The sequence below is a fragment of the Novosphingobium sp. NBM11 genome (genome assembly GCF_015390225.1).
In the GTDB taxonomy this organism is placed as follows: domain Bacteria; phylum Pseudomonadota; class Alphaproteobacteria; order Sphingomonadales; family Sphingomonadaceae; genus Novosphingobium.
The window spans coordinates 2,176,039-2,195,215 of the sequence record NZ_VUOG01000001.1; the positions used below are offsets into that span (position 1 = coordinate 2,176,039).

Annotated in this window: 15 protein-coding genes; 7 read left to right on the plus strand and 8 right to left on the minus strand. The window is 67.3% G+C overall.

Annotated features, from left to right (window positions below; translation table 11 throughout):
* Window position 1 precedes the first annotated feature (1 nt).
* From F1640_RS10425 to F1640_RS10435, 3 genes are read right to left on the minus strand one after another with little or no spacing between them, the layout of a single operon-like run.
* Window positions 2-505, minus strand: a complete 504-nt coding sequence (locus tag F1640_RS10425) for a DUF559 domain-containing protein (RefSeq protein ID WP_125954307.1) — start codon at window positions 503-505, stop codon at window positions 2-4.
* Window positions 502-1,998, minus strand: coding sequence for a Fe-S cluster assembly protein SufB (gene sufB, locus F1640_RS10430; RefSeq protein WP_194919075.1), 1,497 nt, complete (start codon window positions 1,996-1,998; stop codon window positions 502-504). Before sufB ends, F1640_RS10425 begins: the two co-directional genes overlap by 4 nt.
* The gene (locus F1640_RS10435) at window positions 1,995-2,426 is read right to left on the minus strand and encodes an SUF system Fe-S cluster assembly regulator (RefSeq protein ID WP_124810092.1); all 432 of its coding nucleotides are present in this window, start codon (window positions 2,424-2,426) and stop codon (window positions 1,995-1,997) included. The genes sufB and F1640_RS10435 overlap by 4 nt, the downstream gene beginning before the upstream one ends.
* 420 nt (window positions 2,427-2,846) lie before the next feature.
* Here F1640_RS10435 and F1640_RS10440 point away from each other — a divergent pair, with 420 nt between their 5' ends.
* From F1640_RS10440 to F1640_RS10450, 3 genes are all read left to right on the plus strand, one after another.
* Window positions 2,847-3,881: a quinone-dependent dihydroorotate dehydrogenase gene (locus F1640_RS10440; RefSeq protein WP_194919077.1), complete on the plus strand. Its 1,035-nt coding sequence runs from the start codon at window positions 2,847-2,849 to the stop codon at window positions 3,879-3,881.
* 19 nt (window positions 3,882-3,900) lie between these two features.
* Window positions 3,901-5,649, plus strand: coding sequence for a gamma-glutamyltransferase (gene ggt / locus F1640_RS10445; RefSeq protein WP_124810094.1), 1,749 nt, complete (start codon window positions 3,901-3,903; stop codon window positions 5,647-5,649).
* 164 nt (window positions 5,650-5,813) lie between these two features.
* The gene (locus F1640_RS10450) at window positions 5,814-7,574 is read left to right on the plus strand and encodes a long-chain fatty acid--CoA ligase (RefSeq protein ID WP_194921355.1); all 1,761 of its coding nucleotides are present in this window, start codon (window positions 5,814-5,816) and stop codon (window positions 7,572-7,574) included.
* 27 nt (window positions 7,575-7,601) lie between these two features.
* On the opposite strand, the gene F1640_RS10455 is transcribed toward F1640_RS10450, so the two are convergent.
* The 4 genes from F1640_RS10455 to F1640_RS10470 all read right to left on the minus strand — a co-directional run bounded on the left by F1640_RS10455 (window position 7,602) and on the right by F1640_RS10470 (window position 11,037).
* Window positions 7,602-8,129, minus strand: a complete 528-nt coding sequence (locus F1640_RS10455; RefSeq protein ID WP_136956186.1) for a hypothetical protein — start codon at window positions 8,127-8,129, stop codon at window positions 7,602-7,604.
* A 96-nt stretch (window positions 8,130-8,225) separates the two neighbouring features.
* Complete coding sequence (locus tag F1640_RS10460) at window positions 8,226-8,951, minus strand: tRNA (guanosine(46)-N(7))-methyltransferase TrmB (protein ID WP_194919079.1); 726 nt, start codon at window positions 8,949-8,951, stop codon at window positions 8,226-8,228.
* Window positions 8,952-9,122: 171 nt separating this feature from the next.
* Entirely contained in the window at window positions 9,123-9,824 is a 702-nt protein-coding gene (ctrA, locus tag F1640_RS10465) for a response regulator transcription factor CtrA (RefSeq protein WP_124810097.1), read from the minus strand.
* Between the two features lie 193 nt (window positions 9,825-10,017).
* The gene (locus F1640_RS10470) at window positions 10,018-11,037 is read right to left on the minus strand and encodes a tetratricopeptide repeat protein (protein WP_223806702.1); all 1,020 of its coding nucleotides are present in this window, start codon (window positions 11,035-11,037) and stop codon (window positions 10,018-10,020) included.
* A 288-nt stretch (window positions 11,038-11,325) separates the two neighbouring features.
* On the opposite strand from F1640_RS10470, the gene F1640_RS10475 reads away from it, so the two are divergent.
* Genes F1640_RS10475 through F1640_RS10490 form a run of 4 tightly spaced genes read left to right on the plus strand, consistent with a single transcriptional unit; the run spans window position 11,326 to window position 17,638 of the window.
* On the plus strand, window positions 11,326-13,902 hold the full coding sequence (locus F1640_RS10475) for a cyclic nucleotide-binding domain-containing protein (RefSeq protein ID WP_194919081.1): 2,577 nt from the start codon (window positions 11,326-11,328) through the stop codon (window positions 13,900-13,902).
* A gap of 2 nt (window positions 13,903-13,904) precedes the next feature.
* On the plus strand, window positions 13,905-14,822 hold the full coding sequence (locus F1640_RS10480) for a hypothetical protein (RefSeq protein WP_125954312.1): 918 nt from the start codon (window positions 13,905-13,907) through the stop codon (window positions 14,820-14,822).
* 8 nt (window positions 14,823-14,830) lie between these two features.
* A complete protein-coding gene (locus tag F1640_RS10485) occupies window positions 14,831-16,729 on the plus strand; it encodes a cytochrome c3 family protein (RefSeq protein ID WP_194919082.1) in 1,899 nt (632 codons plus the stop codon).
* Between the two features lie 24 nt (window positions 16,730-16,753).
* Window positions 16,754-17,638: a phosphodiesterase gene (locus F1640_RS10490; RefSeq protein ID WP_194919084.1), complete on the plus strand. Its 885-nt coding sequence runs from the start codon at window positions 16,754-16,756 to the stop codon at window positions 17,636-17,638.
* A gap of 4 nt (window positions 17,639-17,642) precedes the next feature.
* Here F1640_RS10490 and rpoN read toward each other — a convergent pair whose 3' ends face one another.
* Window positions 17,643-19,154 carry an RNA polymerase factor sigma-54 gene (gene rpoN, locus F1640_RS10495; protein ID WP_124810102.1) on the minus strand — a complete coding sequence of 504 codons (1,512 nt, stop codon included), beginning with the start codon at window positions 19,152-19,154 and terminating at the stop codon, window positions 17,643-17,645.
* Window positions 19,155-19,177: the final 23 nt, after the last annotated feature.

Consider the following 19,177-nt stretch of genomic DNA (forward strand, 5'->3'; position numbering starts at 1 on the left):
CTTATCTCTGGTATCCGCGCGCGGCGCCTTGCCGGTGACGGTTCTGGTTCGGGCGGGACGAGGCGCGCTGTTCGTGCCAGCGGGCCTTCATTTCGGCGAGCACGGCGCGGGCGGCCCCTTCGGGATCGGCCAGCACGTCGGCGGCGGGATAGCGGATCACCTTGATGCCCACTTCGCCCAGGCTGCGGTCGCGCCGGCGCTCGATCTCGGGCGGGTTCGTGCCTTCGTCGAGCGCGACCACCAGCTTGAGCGGCTGGCAGGCGAAATCGACGATGGCCGATCCGATCACCGCATAGCGCTTGAAGCGGTACCGCCCGAGGTCGGCCTTGGCCAGCTCCGCCGCCAGCGCGGCCTGCGCCGGGGTGGGCGACCGGCGCATCTCGCGCGCGGCATCATGCAGCGTATCGAGCCGCGATTCGGCGATGTTCCAGCCACGCCCCTTTTTCTGGAGCTTGGGCGCGTCGGCCCGCTCCTCGACCGGCTTGAGGGTAAGCGTCTTCTTCAACCGACTGATCCTTCCAGGCTGATACCCAGCAGCTTCTGCGCTTCCACCGCGAATTCCATCGGCAGTTGCTGCAGCACCTCGCGCGCGAAGCCGTTGACGATCAGCGCCACGGCGCTTTCCTGGTCCAGCCCGCGCTGCATCGCGTAGAACAGCTGGTCGTCGCTGATCTTGCTGGTGGTCGCCTCGTGCTCGATCGTCGCGCCGGGGTTGCGCACCTCGATATAGGGCACGGTATGCGCGCCGCATTCACCACCGAGCAGCAGCGAATCGCACTGGGTGAAGTTGCGCACGCCATCGGCCTGCGGGGCCACGCGCACCAGACCGCGATAGGTGTTGTTGCTCTTTCCAGCAGAGATGCCCTTCGACACGATGGTCGAGCGCGATCCCTTGCCGTTGTGGATCATCTTGGTGCCGGTATCGGCCTGCTGGTAATTGTTGGTGACGGCGACCGAGTAGAACTCGCCGACCGAATCCTCGCCGTTGAGCACGCAGGACGGGTACTTCCACGTGATCGCCGATCCGGTTTCCACCTGCGTCCACGAAACCTTGGACCGCGCGCCCTGGCACAGCGCGCGCTTGGTCACGAAGTTGTAGATGCCGCCCTTGCCCTGGGCATCGCCGGGATACCAGTTCTGGACGGTGGAATACTTGATCTCGGCATCGTCGAGCGCGACCAGTTCGACCACGGCGGCGTGCAGCTGGTTCTCGTCGCGCTGGGGCGCGGTGCAGCCTTCGAGGTACGAGACGTAGGCGCCCTTGTCCGCCACGATCAGCGTGCGTTCGAACTGGCCGGTATTCTCCGCGTTGATGCGGAAATAGGTGGACAGCTCCATCGGGCAGCGCACGCCTTCGGGGATGTAGACGAAGGTGCCGTCGGAAAAGACCGCGCAGTTGAGCGCGGCGAAGTAGTTGTCGTGCATCGGCACGACCTTGCCCAGCCAGCGCTTGACCAGATCGGGGTATTCGCGGATCGCCTCGCTGATCGAGCGGAAGATCACGCCGGCCTCTTCCAGCTCCTTGCGGAATGTGGTGGCGACCGAAACGCTGTCGAACACAGCGTCGACCGCGATCTTGCGCGCACCTTCCACGCCGGCGAGCACTTTCTGCTCCTCCAGCGGAATGCCCAGCTTTTCATAGACGCGCAGGATTTCGGGATCGACCTCGTCCAGCGATTTCGGCCCATCCTTCTTCTTGGGCGCGGCGTAGTAATAGGCGTCCTGATAGTCGATCGGCGGCACGTTGAGCTTTGCCCAGTCCGGCGTCTCCATCGTCAGCCAGTGGCGATAGGCGCGCAGCCGCCATTCGAGCATCCATTCCGGCTCCTGCTTCTTGGCGGAGATGAAGCGGACGGTCTCTTCGGACAGGCCCTTGGGCGCGAATTCCTGCTCGATGTCGGACGTGAAGCCCCACTCGTAGGTTTCGAGCTTCTTCGCCGCGTCGCGCGCAGCCTGGTCCCTTTCTGGGGTGTCCTGTACCTGGGTTTCTTCGGTCATGCGGTAGCCTCCGCCGCGATCGGGCGGGCAAACTGGGTAAGGGGGACGGCCGACAGCGCGCCGCGCAGCGCCGCGTCGACGACGGGCCAGTGCGGGCGGACGGTACAATCCTTCTCGAGCGAGCAGGTGCAGTCCTGGCGGACCGGCGTGCTGCACGGGGCCAGCGCGATCGGGCCTTCCACCGCCTCGATGATATCGGCCAGCGTGATCGCGGCTGCGGGGCGGGCCAGCTTCAGCCCGCCGCGCGCGCCGCGCACCGACTTCAGCAAGCCGGCGGCCGAAAGCTTGCTGACCAGCTTCTGCACGGTAGGGGCGGGCAGGCCGGTTTCCTCGGCCAGTTGCTGCGCGCTGATCCGCGCCCCGCCGCAATGGCGTGCGGCGGCGGTCATCGTGACCACGGCATAGTCCGCCATGCTGGAAAGACGCATCGCCTGGGAGTCTCCGGGAACGCGGGCTGCAAATCAGACCGAATCGTTCCGGTTATCTAGGCGCGGCTCTCCACAAGCGCAAGGCGCGGAGGTGGCGGTTGCAAATCAGTGCGGTGCGTGACCGGGAAAGAGCGAAAAAAAGGCGGCCGAACCCCGAAGGGCATCGGCCGCCGTAAAGTCGAGAACCCGATACATCACTGCACCGAGCCCTTCGGGTCGCACGGTTTGTCTATGGGATTGGCCGAGTCGGTAATTGTACGGATTCGACAAAAACGGTTGCGGCGGCGCAACAGGTTGAAAAAATGCCGTTAGTTATATGAAATATCGATGCACGATGGCAGCAATCACACTTGGCTTGGGACACCGCAGACGCAATAGGACGGAACTTCTTCCCCGATCCGGATGCGGACTTCCCGTTTCATGCTCTATCGACTGCTGCGCCCCTTGCTGTTTCGCATACCGGCTGAACAGGCCCACCGGCTTACCCTGATGGCGCTTGGCGCCGCGCCGCTGGCGCGGCGGCTGGCGCCCGAACCCGCGCTGACGCAGCGCGTGGCGGGCATCGTCTTTCCCAACCCGGTGGGCATGGCGCCCGGTTTCGACAAGAACGCGCAAGTGCCCGACGCGGTGCTGCGCCTGGGTTTCGGCTTTACCGAGATCGGCACGGTAACGCCGCGTCCGCAGGCGGGGAACCCCGCGCCCCGGCTGTTCCGGCTGGTGGAGGACCGGGCGGTCATCAACCGCATGGGCTTCAACAACAACGGCGCGGATGCGGTGGCCGCGCGGTTGCGCGCCCGCCTGGGCAAGCCGGGGATCGTGGGCGTCAACATCGGCGCCAACAAGGATTCGGCCGACCGCATCGCCGACTATGCGGCGATGACACGGACGATGGCGCCGCTGGCGACCTATCTCACGGTCAACATCAGTTCGCCCAACACGCCCGGGCTGCGCGCGTTGCAGGACGAAGGCGCGCTGGCCGAATTGCTGGATGCGGTGATCGAGGCGCGCGGCGCGCTGGCAACGCCGGTGTTCCTGAAGCTTGCCCCCGATCTCCAGAGGGCCGATGTCGACGCGATCTGCCGCATTGCGCTGGACAGGCGGCTCGATGCGCTGATCGTGTCGAACACCACGATCGAGCGGCCCGCTTCGCTGCGATCGGTCCATGCCGGAGAAACGGGCGGGCTTTCGGGCGAGCCGCTGCGGCAGATGGCGCTGGAACGCCTGCGCGAATTCCGCAAGGCGAGCGGCGGCGCCATTCCGCTGATCGGCGTGGGCGGCATCGCCAGCGCCGACGATGCGTGGCAGCGCATCCGTGCGGGCGCCAGCCTGGTCCAGATCTACAGCGCGATGGTCTACGAAGGACCGGGCCTTGCGCGCGCGATCGTGACGGGCCTGGCGAAGCGTGTACGGCAAGAAGGCATGACGAGCATTGCGGAGGCCGTCGGGACCGAATAGCCTTGCGGCCATGCTATCGATGAAAATGCCCGGTCGCGCGCTGCTTGCAGCGCTTCTGCTCACGTCCGCCTGCGCCCCGATGGGCCAGATGGCCTCCACCACCCCGCAGGCCGCGCCGGCGCCCGCTCCCGCGGATGGCGTGCCGGTGGGCGAGAAGGGGCTGGTGTCCGCCGCCGATCCGCGCGCGGCCGAAGCGGGTGTGGACATGCTGCGGCTGGGCGGAACCGCCACCGACGCCGCGATCGCCACGATGCTGGCGCTGACCGTGGTCGAACCGCAAAGCTCGGGCATCGGGGGCGGCGGCTTCCTGGTGCTGGGCGATGCGGCGGGCAAGGTCGAGACGGTGGACGGCCGCGAAACCGCGCCCAAGGCCGCCGGCCCGCAGTGGTTCTACGTCAACGGCCAACCGCTGCCGATCATCGAGGCGATTCCGGGCGGGCGCAGCGTGGGCGTGCCGGGCAACCTGCGCCTGGCCGCGTTGGCGCACGCCCACCACGGCAAGCTGGCGTGGCGCGCGCTGTTCCAGCCGGCGATCCGGCTGGCCCGCGATGGCTTCGTCATGACGCCGCGCCTTTACGCGATGCTGAGCCGCTTCCCGCGGACCGGCGCGCTCGATCCGCAGGCGCGCGCCATCTACTACGGGGCGGATGGGCAGCCGCTGCCCGCGGGTACGGTGATCCGCAATCCGGCGCTGGCCGAAACGCTGGAGAAAATCGCGGCGCAGGGGGCCGACAGCTTCTATGCGGGCGACAATGCCGGGACCGTGGCCGCCAAGGTCGGCACCGCGCCGCGCAATCCCGCGCCGCTGACCACGGCGGACCTCGCCGGCTATCAGGCGAAGGGACGCGCGCCGGTATGCGGCGATTACCGTGGCTACCGCGTGTGCGGGATGGGGCCGCCGTCCTCGGGCGCGACCACGGTCTATGCCATTCTCAAGCAGCTCGAACGCTTCGATCTGAAGGCGCTGGGGCCGGACAACCCGGTATCCTGGCACCTGATCGCCGAATCCGAACGGCTGGCCTACGCCGATCGCGACCGCTACCTGGGGGACAGCGATTTTGTCAGCGTGCCGGTCGCCGGGCTGACCGATCCCGCCTATCTGGCGACACGATCCGCGCTGATTTCGGACAAGGGCACGCTGCCGTCGGTCGTGGCGGGGACGCCGCCCGGAGTCCGCACCGCTTTCGCCCCCGCACGCCCGCAGGAAGAGCACGGCACTACCCATTTCGTCGCGGTGGACCGCTGGGGCAACGCCGCCAGCTATACCTCCACGATCGAAAGCCCGTTCGGCTCGGGCCTGATGGTCGGCGGCTATTATCTCAACAACGAGCTGACCGACTTCAACATCGTGCCCGATCGCGATGGCGTGCCCACCGCGAACCGGGTGGAAGCGGGCAAGCGGCCGCGCAGTTCGATGGCGCCGACGCTGATCTACGGCCCCGACGGCCAGCTGCGGCTGGCGATCGGCGCGGCCGGCGGGGCGACGATCCCGGCGCAGGTCGCCAAGGCGATCATCGGCGTGCTCGACTGGGGCCTGCCCGCGCGCGAGGCGATCGCGCTGCCGGTGATCTTCGCGCCCGGCGGCGACGTGGTGTTCGTGGAAAAGGGCTCCGCGCAGGAAGCGATGATCCCGGCGCTGATGGCGCTGGGCCACCGGCAGGTCATCGCGCGCGAGGCTTCCTTCAAGGCTAACGCGATCGAACGCGTCGGCGATCGCTGGCGTGGCGCGGCCGATCCGCGCAGCGAAGGCGCGGCGGTGGCGCCCTGAACGCTTTCCGATAGGCGTGTCCGCCCGCGCAAGGTTGCCGTAGCGGCGCAGCTTCTTTAGGACTTTCCCCTGCGCGAACGGTGGAGCAAAAGCCGGCGTGCGGGTGGGGCAGAGGACCGGACGTGCAGCTCAGCGATTTCGAACAATTCCCGAACCTGGTCGCAATGTTCTTCGACCGCGCGCGCGCGCGGGGCGATGGGCCGTTCCTCTCGGCCAAGCACGATGGCGCGTGGCGGGCGATCACCTGGCGCGAGGCGGCGGACCGGGTCTGCCTGATGGCGGAGGCCCTGCGCGGGCTGGGCCTGAAGGATGGCGACCGGGTGGCGCTGGTGTCGGAAAACCGGCCCGAATGGTGCCTGGCCGATCTGGCGATCATGGCCGCCGGGCTGGTCACGGTGCCGACCTACATCACCAATACCGAGCGCGATCACCTGCACATCCTGGAGAATTCCGGCGCGCGCGCGATCATCGTTTCCAACGCCAAGCTGGCGCGGCCGCTGCTGGCGGCGGCGCTGCGCGCGCCCTGCGCCGAACACGTCATCGGCATCGAGCCGCTGCGGCAGGCGCAATCGGGCACGCTGACGTTCCACGACTGGGACGCGCTGCTGGCGGGGAACGCGGCGGCGGCCCGCGCGGCGGTGGAGGCGCGCATCGCCGGCATCGGGCGCGCGGACACTGCCTGCATCATCTATACCAGCGGCACCGGCGGCGCGCCGCGCGGGGTGGTGCAGCACCACGGCGCGATCCTGTGCAACGTGGATGGCGCGGCGCATATCCTGGCCAACGATTTCGGCTGGGACGAGGAAGTGTTCCTGTCGTTCCTGCCGCTAAGCCATGCTTACGAGCACACCGGTGGCCAGTACCTGCCGATCGGCATGGGCGCGCAGATATTCTATGCCGAAGGGCTGGAAAAGCTGGCGAGCAATATCGAGGAAGTGCGTCCCACGCTGATGGTCGTGGTGCCGCGCCTGTTCGAAGTGCTGCGCACGCGCATCATGAAGCAGGTGGAAAAGCAGGGCCGCGTGGCCAACTACCTGATGGGCCGGGCGCTGGCGATCGGCGAACGCCAGGCGCAGGGCCGCGGCCGGCTGCTGGACCGGCCGATGGATTTCCTGCTGGAAAAGAGCCTGCGCCCCAAGATCCGCCTGCGCTTCGGCGGCCGCATCAAGGCGATGGTGTCGGGCGGGGCGCCGCTCAATCCCGATGTCGGGGTGTTCTTCGAGGCGATGGGCCTGACCATGCTGCAGGGCTATGGCCAGACCGAAGCCGGCCCGGTGATATCGTGCAACCGCCCCGCGGCGGGCATCAAGATGGACACCGTCGGCCCGCCGATGAAGGGCGTGGAGGTCCGCATTGCCGAGGACGGCGAAATCCTCGTGCGCGGCGAATTGGTCATGCACGGCTACTGGCACAACCCGGCGGAAACCGCGCGGGCGATCCAGGATGGCTGGCTGCACACCGGCGATATCGGCCATCTCGATGCCAACGGCCGGATCGTCATCACCGACCGCAAGAAGGACATGATCGTCAACGACAAGGGCGACAACGTCTCTCCGCAGAAGGTGGAAGGGATGCTGACGCTCCAGCCCGAAATCGCGCAGGCGATGGTTTCGGGCGACAAGCGGCCCTATCTGGTCGGCCTGATCGTGCCCGATGCGGAATGGGCGGTGGAATGGGCGCGCGAACAGGACGAGAAGTTCGACGTGGCGACGCTGCAGGGCCTGCCCGCCTTCCGCAACGCGATTCGCGACGCGGTGGACCGGGTGAACCGGGATTTGTCGGTGATCGAGAAAGTCCGCCAGTTCACGTTCGCGGACGAGGCGTTCAGCATCGAGAACGGCGAGATGACGCCCAGCCTCAAGATCCGGCGGCACAAGATCCGCGAGCGGTACGGCACGCGGATCGATGCACTCTACAAGGCGTAAAGGGGCTGTTTTTCAGGCAGTCCGTTATCAGGCGGCTTCGAGTTCGACGAATTCTGGATAGAACTTCGGCGCGCGGGGCGACCAGCCCGGCGCGGTGGCGGCGGCTTCGCTGATCGACTGGAGCAGGCCCTTGCGCCGTTCCGGCCGGATCTGCGGCAGCGCTGCGGCGCCGCAGAACGCGCCCGGCAGCCATGGCCGCACTTCGGCGCCCAGCAGGCGTTCGTAGAGGAAGCGATAGGCCGAGAAGCAGCTGAGCCGTTCCTGCCCCAGATCGAACGCGGTCACGCGCATCAGCTTGCCCATGAAGCTTTCGAGGCCGTCGGGACCGGGCCCTTCGGGCAGGACCGTGCGCAGCGTCTTGAGATCCTGATAGATCACGTACTGCGCGCGGATCGAGGCGGTTTCCTCGCCGCTGCGCGCCCACAGGCGGAACGCGTCCTGCCGGCCGAGGCCGACATCCAGACTGCGCCGGATATAGCGTTGTTCGGCGGCCGAGAAGCTCGCGAATTCGCGCATCTCGGTCAGGATCAGCGTAGCGGTGTCGGCGTTCGACATGAACCAGCTCCTGCCTTGGTGTCCCCGCGACTCCGGGGGGACCGGCATGCTGGATCATGCGCCATGCTTGGTTATTTTGAGGTTAACCCTGTCGCCTCAGCCTTCCTGACGGCGGCGATAGCGGAAATACCAGACCTCGTGGCCGTAGACGTTGCGCGCCTTGGCCTCATAGCGCGTTTCCGGCCAGCCGCCGGGGCGCTTCTGGAACTGCGCCGGCTTTTCGCACAGCCATTCGAACGCATCGCGATGGCGGCGCATCACCATCAGGGCATGGCGCAGGTAGATGGCGTGGTCGGTGCCGAAGCGGAATTCGCCGCCCGGTTTCAGCTTGGCCGCGAACAGGCGCAGCGGGCCGTCGTTCATCATCCGCCGCTTGGCATGGCGCGCCTTGGGCCAAGGATCGGGATGGAGCAGGTAGAGAAACGAGAGCGAGCCGTCGGGAATGCGCGCCAGCACCTCCAGCGCATCGCCGTGATGGATGCGCACGTTGGGAATGGGTGGGTGCCGGCCGCCATCGCCGTCAAGGTGCGTCAGCGCCTGCGCCACGCCGTTGAGGAAGGGTTCGGCGCCGATGAAGCCGTGATCGGGCAGCATGTCGGCCCGTGCGGCCATGTGCTCGCCGCCGCCGAAGCCGATTTCGAAATGGAGCGGGCGATCGTGCCCGAACAGGCGTTCGGCAGTGACCGGGCCGTCCGTCGGCACGGCGATCTGCGGCAGCAGGGTATCGACCAGCGCCTGCTGGCCCTGGCGCAGGGGCTTGCCCTTGGCGCGTCCGTAGAGGCGGTTTAGCGTGGTGGGATCGCCGGACTTGTGCGCGGTCATGAAACGGGGCCTGCTGGTCGGTAAAGCGGCGCGCCTAGCAGACCGGCGATGCGTTGGGGAGGGGGGAGCAGGGAGGGGGGAGGGAGCGCCCGCAAACGAAAAGCGGCCCGCACCCCCCGGAGCGGACCGCTTTCGTCAGGAACAGACGCTGCGGGAAATGAGGGCGGGAAATCAGGCGGCCTCGACGTCCAGCTTGTCGTCCGGATCGCGCAGCACATAGCCGCGGCCCCAGACGGTTTCGATGTAGTTGTCGCCACCGCAGGCGTGCGCCAGCTTCTTGCGCAGCTTGCAGATGAACACGTCGATGATCTTGAGTTCGGGTTCGTCCATCCCGCCGTAAAGGTGGTTCAGGAACATTTCCTTGGTCAGCGTGGTGCCCTTGCGCAGCGAGAGCAGCTCGAGCATCGCGTATTCCTTGCCGGTCAGATGCACGCGCGCGTTATCGACCTCGACCGTCTTGGCATCGAGGTTGACCGAGAGCTTGCCGGTGCGGATGACCGATTGCGAATGGCCCTTGGAACGGCGCACGACCGCATGGATGCGGGCGATCAGTTCCTCGCGGTGGAAGGGCTTGGTCACGTAGTCGTCGGCGCCGAAGCCGAAGCTGCGCACCTTCGAATCCATTTCCGAAATGCCGGAGAGTATGAGAACCGGCGTCTGCACCTTGGCGACGCGCAGCTTCTTGAGGACATCGTAACCGTGCATGTCCGGCAGGTTGAGGTCCAGAAGGATGATATCGTAATCATAGAGCTTGCCGAGATCGAGGCCTTCTTCCCCGAGATCGGTTGAATAGACGTTGAAACCTTCGGCCGAAAGCATCAGCTCGATTGCCTTGGCCGTGGTCGGCTCGTCCTCGATCAGCAGCACACGCATACAACCGCCCCTTCTCGCCATAACAGGATGGCAGCGTTAATCCCTCGTCAAACGCTCTTGTCCGACATTAACCATAGGACCAATGAACATTAAAGGTTAATTTCGCGTAAATGCCGCAATCGCGGCGAGTCGCGCGGGTTTTCAACAGGCGCTGGAAACGATGGGGCCGGATGGCGGAAACCGCCGGCGGCGGTCAGGCGCCGGGAACGGCCAGAGTGGCGGCGGCCTCGCGCAGCCGGCGGCTGGCCGCCTGATCGTTGCGGAACGCGGCCAGGCCATCCTGCAGCGCCTTGCCGGCCTTGCCCGGCTCGCCCAGCTGCATGCGGCTGCGCATCAGCATGATCCACCCATCGGGATTGCCGGGGTTCTGGGCGAGCTTTGCCTCCAGCCCGTCGACCATGCCGCGCACCATCGCCTCCTGCTGGCCCTTGGGCAGACCGGCGGCGGCTTTCATTTCATCGCCCGTCGGGCCGGGAATGCCGGAGGCCGCCTTTTGCGCACCATCGGTAACCATGCCGGCGGCCGGCGCCGCGAAGCGCGCTTCGGCCAGCCGCTTGTCCACGTCGATCTTGTACTTCTGACCCACGTTGCGGATCACGTCGCGGATATCGTCGGCATAGGGCGCGTCGGACGGGGTGTCCGCCAGCAGGTCGAACCACATGTCGATCGCGCGGCGGTGCTGGCCTGAAAGGTCCATCGCCACCGCCTTGAAATACCGTGCGCGTGCATCCTTGGGATCGAGTTGCAGCGCGCGGTCGAACGCGGCCTGCGCATCGGGGGGGATCCGCCCCTCGCTGTCGCTTGCCAGCACCAGCGCCTCGCCCAGGAACGAGAAGGTTTCGGCGTGATCGGGATCGAGCCGGGTCGCCTTCTTCAGTGCGGTCGCGGCTTCGGCATAGCGTTCGGTCTGGAAATAGGACCAGCCCAGCATGCGCCAGCCTTCGGCGTTTTCCGGATCGGCCTTCAGCTTGGCCTCCAGCTTGGCGATCACATCGTCGACCGAAGGCGCCTGGCTGGCATCGGCCGTCGCCGGCGCGACTACCGCGGCTTCCTGCTTCTGCCCGCGATAGATGGCGACGCCCGCCGCGGCGATGGCCATGACCGCAGCGCCCGCCAGCAGCACCTTGCCCAACCAGCCCGCCCCGCCCGCGGCCTGCGGAGCCGGGCTTTCGAGGGCGGGACTTGCGGAAGGAGACTGCTCGGCCTCGGTCATCGAAATCTCCTTGCGGCGTTCTTGCGCTGCAACCGCATATCGCGCTCGCGCACCATGTTGCAAGGCGATGCGCGGCGGCCCTTGCTACGGCGGCCCGGAAGCGGCCGGCGCGTCCTTGCCCAAACCCACTCCACCCCGGTCCACCCCCCTTGTATGCGGCACCGCGAATTTGCGGGTGGCAAAGCCCGGTTCATCCGCTAATGTCCGCGCGAATTGGGGTCGCAAATCGGTTGATGGAAAGCAGGAACCCGCAGAGGTCCGCTTTCGTGTTGCGGGGGACGCACACCGGTGAGCGAAGTCTACAAAGTTGCGATCATCGGCTCCGGCCCGGCGGGCATGAGCGCGGCCAGCCGTGCGGCACAGCTCGGGCTGAGCCATGTGCTGCTCGAAAAATCGGGCCATCTCTCCGACACGATCTACAAATACCAGAAGGGCAAGCACGTGATGGCCACGCCATCGCAGCTGATCCTGCGGTCCGACCAGGAGTTCGACGCCGGCAAGAAGGAGGACATCCTCGACAAGTGGAACCGCCGCACCGCCGAGCTGGGCGTGAATGTGAAATACAACGCCGATGTGAAGGCGATTCGCGGCACGAGCGAAGCGATCCCCGGCTCGGTGCAGCAGATCGTTTCCCGCGCGCGGGACGGGTCCACGACCACCACCGAGCTGCAGCGCCATGCCCCGCCCTATGCGATCGAGCTGACCAGCGGCGAGACGGTGCTGGCCGAAAACGTGGTGCTGGCGATCGGCACGCAGGGCAATCCCAACCTGCTGCGCTGCCCCGGCGCGGACCTGCCGCACGTGACCTACCAGCTCGACGACCCTTACGCGATTCTCGACGAGCACGTCGTGGTGATCGGCACCGGCGACGCGGGGATCGAGAACGCGCGCGGCCTGGTCGAGGATGCGGCGCAGGGCAATGTCGTCACCGTGCTCAACCGCGCGCCCAAATCGACCAACGTGCGCGAAAGCTTCCCCACCGCCAAGGAGCCGAACGCCAAGGCGCTGGTCGAGGACGACGCGGCAGGCCGGCTGACGATCCGCTACGAAACCGAGACCAAGGCGGTCGAACCGGGCTGGATCACCCTGTCCACGCGCGATGGCGAGGAAAAGATCCGCTGCGACCGGATCATCGCGCGCATCGGTTCGGCGCCGCCGCGCGCCTTCGTCGAAGGCTGCGGCATCGCGTTCGCCAGCGCCGACCGGCTGGCCTTCCCCACGCTTTCGCCGCAGTTCGAATCGACCGCGCCCGGCATCTTCGTGATCGGCGCGCTGGCGGGCTATCCGCTGATCAAGCACTGCATGAACCAGGGCTATGACGTCATCGAGTTCATCAACGGCAACACCACGCTGAAGCCGGCGGACGAACCGCTGCTGGAAGCGCGGTTCCGCGATCTGCCGGGCAACCGGTCGGTCACCGAATGGCTGGAGTTCCTGCGCACGCGGATCACCATCCTCGAAGGCATGACCACGCTGCAGCTGCGCGAATTCATGCTCGATTCCGATGCCCGCGCCTATCGCAGGGGCGAGGTGATCTTCGAGAAGAACGATCCGGGGTCCTCGCTGTTCGCGATCGCTTCGGGATCGGTCCACGTCCGCATCGATCCGAACGATCCCTCGCGGGTCGTGCCCATTCCCGCAGGCACGATCTTCGGCGAGGTAGGCCTCATTTCCGGCCGTCGGCGCGGCGCGACGATCGTGGCGGCGGAGGATACGATCTGCGTCGAAATCAGCCGCAACGCCGCGCTCAAGCTGCAAAGCCAGGTGCCGACCGCGCGGCGGGCGATCGAGCGTATTTCCACCGAGCGGCAGGTCCTGCAGATGTTCGGATCGGGGCTGACGCCCGACGATATCCGCGAAGTGGTGGAAACCGCGCGGATCGAACAGGTGCCGGCGGGCAAGCCGATCATCAGCGAGGGCGACGAGGATCGCGATGTCTTCGTCATCCGCGTGGGATCGATGATCGTGGAGAAGGAAGTCGGCGGCAAGCCGGTGTTCCTGTCCTACCTTCCGGCCGGCTCCTACGTTGGCGAGATGGCGCTGATCGATGGCGGCCAGCGCACCGCGACGGTACGCGCGGCGATCAAGTCCGAAGTGATCCGCATCGATGGCGATGCCTTCGCCCGCGTGCTGGCGGCGAAGCCGACGCTGCTGGAGCGCGCGCGCAAGGACATGGAAGGCCGCCGCAAGACCAACGCCTTCATCGAATCGCGCAAGGACAGCTTTTCGGGCGTGGTCGATCTCTATTCGGAGCAGGCCAAGTTCCTCGTCAGCCAGGGGCTGGGCGAGGCGACCGACGTGCTGTTGATCGACGAGACGCTGTGCGTGGGCTGCGACAACTGCGAGAAGGCCTGCGCCGACAGTCACGACGGCCTGTCGCGGCTGGACCGCGAGGCGGGGCGCAGCTTTGCCCACCTGCACGTGCCGACCAGCTGCCGCCACTGCGAGCACCCGCACTGCATGGCCGATTGCCCGCCCAACGCGATCCAGCGCGGGCCGGATGGCGAGGTCTCGATCAACGATACCTGCATCGGTTGCGGCAACTGCCAGCGCAATTGCCCCTATGGGGTGATCCGCATGGAGAAAGTGCCGCCGAAGAAGCCTTCGCTATGGTCGTGGCTGTTCTTCGGCAGCGGCCCCGGGCCGGGCGAGCCTTCCTACAAGTGGTCGAAGAAGCACACCAAGTACACCGGCGATCCGGCGGTGGACGAACTGCTCGACCGCAAGAAGGCGATCAAGTGCGACATGTGCGCCGGGATCGACGGCGGCCCCAGCTGCGTGCGGGCCTGCCCCACCGGCGCGGCGATCCGCGTCTCGCCCGACGAGTTCCTGACCGTCGCCCGGCTCGAGAACGAGGAGGCCTGACCATGGCAAGCGTTGCCCAGGGGCCGGAAAAGGCCGGCAAGGTTCGCCGTCCGCGCACCAGCCGCGACCGGACCAGCACGCACGAAGGCTTCCTGCGTTATCGCAACGGACGGTGGCTCAAGATATCCGCGCTGCTCGCGGTGGTGCTGATCGCGCTGTACGTGTTCGTGCCGCTGCCGGGGCAGCATTTCGGATCGAGCTGGCTGGGCTACACGCTCGGCACGCTGGGCGCGCTGCTGATCCTGTGGCTGACGCTGCTGGGCGTGCGCAAGCGCGCGATCACGCCGGGCCGCTGGTCGCTGCGCGCATGGACCTCGGCGCATGTCTATCTCGGGCTGTGCCTGATCGTGGTGGGCACGCTGCATTCGGGTTTCCACTTCGGCTGGAACGTGCACACGCTGGCGTGGGCGCTGATGATGCTGGTGATCCTGTCCGGCCTGTTCGGCATCTGGGTCTATGCCACGCTGCCCAGCGCGCTGTCGGACAACCGCTATGACGAGGAAGGCGCGATCACCGAGAAGCAGATGGTGGAAGCGCTGCGGTCGCTCGACCGGCAGATTCACGATGCGGCGCAGCCGCTCGATCCGCAGGCGGCGGCGCTGGTCAACAGCAGCCTGGAGGAGAACCCCTTCGCGGGCTCCTTCTGGAACCGCGTGACTGGGCGCTACGCGCGCGACGCCACGCGCGCGGCGGCGGCGGAACTGCGCCGGATGCGGGCCTACCGCGCGCGCACCGCCGATGATCCGCTGGACAAGGTGGACGCGCTGCTTACGCGCAAGGAGGCCATGCTGGGGCGGCTGCGCAAGCACTTGCGCCTCAAGACCTGGCTGCAGGCCTGGCTCTACGTCCACGTCCCCGTCACCTTCGCGCTGCTCGCCGCGCTTTCCGCGCATATCGTCAGCGTCTTCTTCTACTGGTGAGCGCCTCCATGAGCTTCCTGATCCGCCAGATCGCGCTCAAGTCCAGCGGCGAGGAGATCGTTCGCGGCTCCCGCGTGGACGGCGATGAACTGACCATCGGCCGCGACGCGGCCTGCGGCATCCACTTGCCGGACCTTGCCGTCGATCCGCGCCATGCGCGAGTCACGCGGATCGATGACCAGCGGCTGCTGATCGAATCGATCGGCGACCAGCCGTTCGACGTCAACGGCCGCAGCGTCAACCGGCGCGAACTGGACATCGCCACCGGCGCCGAACTGGGCTTCGGCGGCCATCGCATCCAGCTTTCGCGCGACGCGGACACCGGATTACCGGTCTTTTCGGTGCGGCGGGTGGAAGCGGTTTCGGAATCGGCCGAGGATGTCGATCTCGGCAGTGCCTATACGCTGAAAGGTCTGCTGCCGGGCAAGCGGATGTCGGCCTGGAGCTTTGCCATTCTGATCCTGGTGGCGTTCCTGGCCTTTCCGATCTGGAGCTATGCCACGTACAAGCCGCTGGCGCTGCACAAGGACGATCGCCGCCCCGCGGGCTTCCACGCCGACAAGGCCTGGTCATCCGGCCATCTCAGCCTGGCGCACAAGAATCTCGAGAACGATTGCCAGGCCTGCCACGTCAAGGCGTTCGTGGCGGTGCGCGACAATGCCTGCCTCACCTGCCACACGCAGGATGCGCACCAGCATATCCCCGACGCGGCGCGGCTGGTGCGCGCGCGCGGCGAACCGCACGGCTTCGCCGCCTTCCAGCGCGCGGTGGCGACCGCTTTCAACCGTCCCGCCGGCCGTTGTGTGGATTGTCACACCGAACACGAGGGGGCCGGTGCTATGCCGGCCACCCGGCAGCAGTTCTGTACCGACTGCCATGATGGGCTGAAGACGCGCTTGACCGACACGAAGATCGCCGATGCCGCCGATTTCGGGACGGCGCACCCGCAGTTCAGGCCGACGGTGATCGTCGGCATGAACGGTGCGAAGCCGCTGCTGCAGCGCGCGGTGTGGAGCCCGACCCTGCGCGAGCCGAACGGTCTCAAGTTCACGCACGCCCAGCATCTGTCGAAGGTCAACGGCGTGGCGCAGATGGTGCGCCGCCGCCCCGGCCGCTTCGCCAGCGGCGAGGCGCTGGGCTGCCAGGATTGCCACAAGACCGATTCGGGCGGCGCGCGGTTCAAGCCAGTGGTGATGGAAGAAGCCTGCCAGAGCTGCCATTCGCTGAACTTCGACGAAGTGGGCGGCACGTTCCGGTCGCTGCGCCATGGCGAACCGGCGATGGTGGTGGCCGACCTGCGCGCGTTCTATCGCGGCACCGCGCCCGCGCGGCCGGCGAACCTTTCGGGCCTTGCCCGGCGGGTGCCCGGCGATGCGGCGCTGCGCGCCAGCGCGGCGGACTATGCCCGCGCGGTGCGGTTCTATCCCACCCGCGCCGACCAGGCGATCGCGCAGGTCTTCTCCAAGGGCGGCATGTGCTTTGACTGCCATACCGTGACGCGCGGTGGCACGGCGGCCACCGATGGCTTCGCGATCCAGCCGGTGGCGCAGAACGGGCGCTACTACAACACCGGCTGGTTCGATCACAAGGATCACCGCAAGACCGATTGCGTGGCGTGCCACACCCGCGCGCCGCAATCGAACGACGCTTCAGACCTGCTCGTCCCCGGCATGGACGGCCCCGGCGGCTGCCGCAGCTGCCATGTGGGCGAGGGGGGAGCACACCTGGCTTCGGCCAAGGTCAAGGACCCGGTCGATTCCGGCTGCGCGATGTGCCATTCCTATCACATGGACAGCGGCGCACCGTGGCAGCCGAAAGGCGAACGGGACAGGAAGCGTCCGCAGGATCCGATTCACACCGCCGTGGCCGACCGGCCCCGGCGGTGGGGGCCGGCATCCCTGAAGTAAGCGGGCTTGGGGGGGCGCGGGGCGATGCTGATCGCACAGATCACGGACATTCATCTGGGGTTCGAGCCGGATACGCCGGACGAATTCAACCGGCTGCGGCTGGACCGCACGGTCCAGGCCTTGCTGGAGATGGACCCGCGGCCCGATCTGCTGCTGGCCACCGGGGATCTGGTCGATCGTGGCGACCGGGAAAGCTACGAACGGCTGCGCGAGGCGTTGTCCGGGCTGCCGTTTCCCGTCCACTTCGCGCTGGGCAACCATGACGAGCGCGCGACGTTTCGCGAGGTCTTTCCCCAAGCGCCGTTTGCCGGGGATTACCTGCAATACGTGATCGACAGCCCGGTGCTGCGGCTGATCGTGCTCGATACGCTGGAAGAAGGGCGGCACGGCGGCGCGTTCTGCGAAGAGCGCGCGGCATGGCTTGCCGCGCGGCTGGACGAGGACACGGTCAAGCCCACGTTGATCGTCCAGCACCATCCCCCGATCGAGGCCGGCATTCCGTGGATGAACACCGACGCCGCCGAACCCTGGGTGGAGCGGCTGGCGACCTGCCTGCGCGGGCGCGACAACGTGACAGGGCTGGTCTGTGGCCACATCCATCGCGCCAGCGCGACGCGGTGGGAGCATGTGATCGTGGCGACCTGCCCGTCCACCGCGCCGCAGGTCGCGCTCGACTTGCGGCCGATCGATCCCGACGTGCCCGACCAGCGCAACCTGATCGTCGCCGATCCGCCAGCCTATGCGCTGCACTGGTGGAACGGGCGCGAACTGGTGACGCACTGGGATACGGCCGAGGACCGGCTGGTGCTGGCGCGCTATGACGCGGATCTTCAGCAGATGATCCAGCACATGCTGGCCGAGCGCCCGGACGCCGGATTGGCGGGAGCGGGGATGGCAGCGGCGGAATAGCCGCTCAGCGCACCCCGGCGAGCGCCTTCTGGCGGCGGCGCTGCACCGAACTGCCCAGCCCGATCGCCTCGCGATACTTGGCGACCGTGCGGCGGGCGAGATCGAAGCCGCGCTGCTTCAGCAGATCGACCAGCGCATCGTCGGACAGGATCGCCTTGGGATCCTCGGCGTCGATCAGTTGCCGGATCGCCGCCTTCACCGCCTCGGCCGATACCGCGCCTTCGCCATCGGCCGAAGCGACGCCCGAGGTGAAGAAGTACTTCAGCTCGAACGTGCCGCGATCGCAGTGCAGGTACTTGTTCGAGGTCACGCGGCTGACGGTCGATTCGTGCATCGCGATGGCTTCCGCCACCGCGCGCAGCGTCAGCGGGCGCAGGTGCGAGACGCCGTGGCGGAAGAACCCGTCCTGCTGCTTCACGATCTCGGCCGCCACTTTCAGGATCGTCTTCTGCCGCTGGTCCAGCGCTTTCAGCAGCCAGTTGGCGTCGGCCAGCTTTTCGCCCAGCCAGCCGCGCGCTTCCTTGCTGACGCAGGCGCCGCGCATTTCCACGTAATAGCTGCGGTTGACGATCAGGCGCGGCAGCGTGGCCTGGTTGAGCGCGATGTCCCAATCGACCGAGCCGTCCTTGCGTGGCACCGCGCGGATCAGGATGTCCGGCACCACGGCTTCCGCACCGCCGCCGCCGAAGCGCAAGCCGGGCTTGGGATCATAGCCGCGCAGCTCGGCCAGCATGTCGGCGAAGTCCTCGTCGTCCACGCCGCACATGCGCTTGATCCGGGAAAACTCCCCGCGCGCGACAAGGTCGAGGTTGTCGATCAGCCGCGCCATGCAGGGATCGTAGCGATCAGCCTCGCGCGCCTGCAGCGCCAGGCATTCGGCCAGCGACCGCGCGCCGACGCCCGTGGGATCGAGCGATTGCACCAGCGCCAGCGCCGCTTCCGCCGTGGCGGGGGGCACGCCGAGGTCGGCGGCGGCTTCGGCCAGGGTGATGGTGAGGTAGCCGGCCTCGTCGATCTGGTCGATCAGCCAGCGCGCGACGAACAGGAGCTGCGCGTCGGACGTCGCCGCGCCGATCTGGGCATGGAGGTGCTGCGCCAGCGTCTCGTCGAAATCGCCGCGTTCGTCGATGCCGGGGCCTTCGCCGCCCGCCGCCGCGCCGGCCGCCCCGCTTCCCGAGCCGTAATCCGGGAGATCGCCGGTATCGCGGTCCCGATCGAGCGCGGTGACGTCGATGTCCAGCGGGCGATCCTCTTCCACCCGGCCCTCGCTGACGAGCTGGTCGACCGGGGAGGTTTCAAGCTGGGTACGCCGGGCTTCCTCGGGCAGACCGTCCAAGGGATCGGGCGGCGCGGCCGCTTCGCCGATCTCGAGCAGGGGGTTGGCGTCCAGCGCCTCGCCGATGAAGGTTTCCACTTCGAGATTGGACAGCGCCAGCAGCTTGATCGCCTGCTGGAGCTGCGGCGTCATCACCAGCGACTGGGTTTGCCGTATGTCGAGGCGCGGACCCAGCGCCATCGTTCAGTGTTCCCCCGCCCCGC

Coding starts and splice junctions, on each gene's coding strand:
- F1640_RS10455 (WP_136956186.1), bottom strand. CDS start 8,129: ATGTCGAACGCCGACACCGCTACGCTGATCCTGACCGAGATGCGCGAA.
- F1640_RS10490 (WP_194919084.1), top strand. CDS start 16,754: ATGCTGATCGCACAGATCACGGACATTCATCTGGGGTTCGAGCCGGAT.
- ctrA (WP_124810097.1), bottom strand. CDS start 9,824: ATGCGTGTGCTGCTGATCGAGGACGAGCCGACCACGGCCAAGGCAATC.
- F1640_RS10480 (WP_125954312.1), top strand. CDS start 13,905: ATGGCAAGCGTTGCCCAGGGGCCGGAAAAGGCCGGCAAGGTTCGCCGT.
- sufB (WP_194919075.1), bottom strand. CDS start 1,998: ATGACCGAAGAAACCCAGGTACAGGACACCCCAGAAAGGGACCAGGCT.
- F1640_RS10485 (WP_194919082.1), top strand. CDS start 14,831: ATGAGCTTCCTGATCCGCCAGATCGCGCTCAAGTCCAGCGGCGAGGAG.
- F1640_RS10470 (WP_223806702.1), bottom strand. CDS start 11,037: ATGACCGAGGCCGAGCAGTCTCCTTCCGCAAGTCCCGCCCTCGAAAGC.
- F1640_RS10440 (WP_194919077.1), top strand. CDS start 2,847: ATGCTCTATCGACTGCTGCGCCCCTTGCTGTTTCGCATACCGGCTGAA.
- ggt (WP_124810094.1), top strand. CDS start 3,901: ATGAAAATGCCCGGTCGCGCGCTGCTTGCAGCGCTTCTGCTCACGTCC.
- F1640_RS10450 (WP_194921355.1), top strand. CDS start 5,814: ATGTTCTTCGACCGCGCGCGCGCGCGGGGCGATGGGCCGTTCCTCTCG.
- F1640_RS10460 (WP_194919079.1), bottom strand. CDS start 8,951: ATGACCGCGCACAAGTCCGGCGATCCCACCACGCTAAACCGCCTCTAC.
- rpoN (WP_124810102.1), bottom strand. CDS start 19,154: ATGGCGCTGGGTCCGCGCCTCGACATACGGCAAACCCAGTCGCTGGTG.
- F1640_RS10435 (WP_124810092.1), bottom strand. CDS start 2,426: ATGCGTCTTTCCAGCATGGCGGACTATGCCGTGGTCACGATGACCGCC.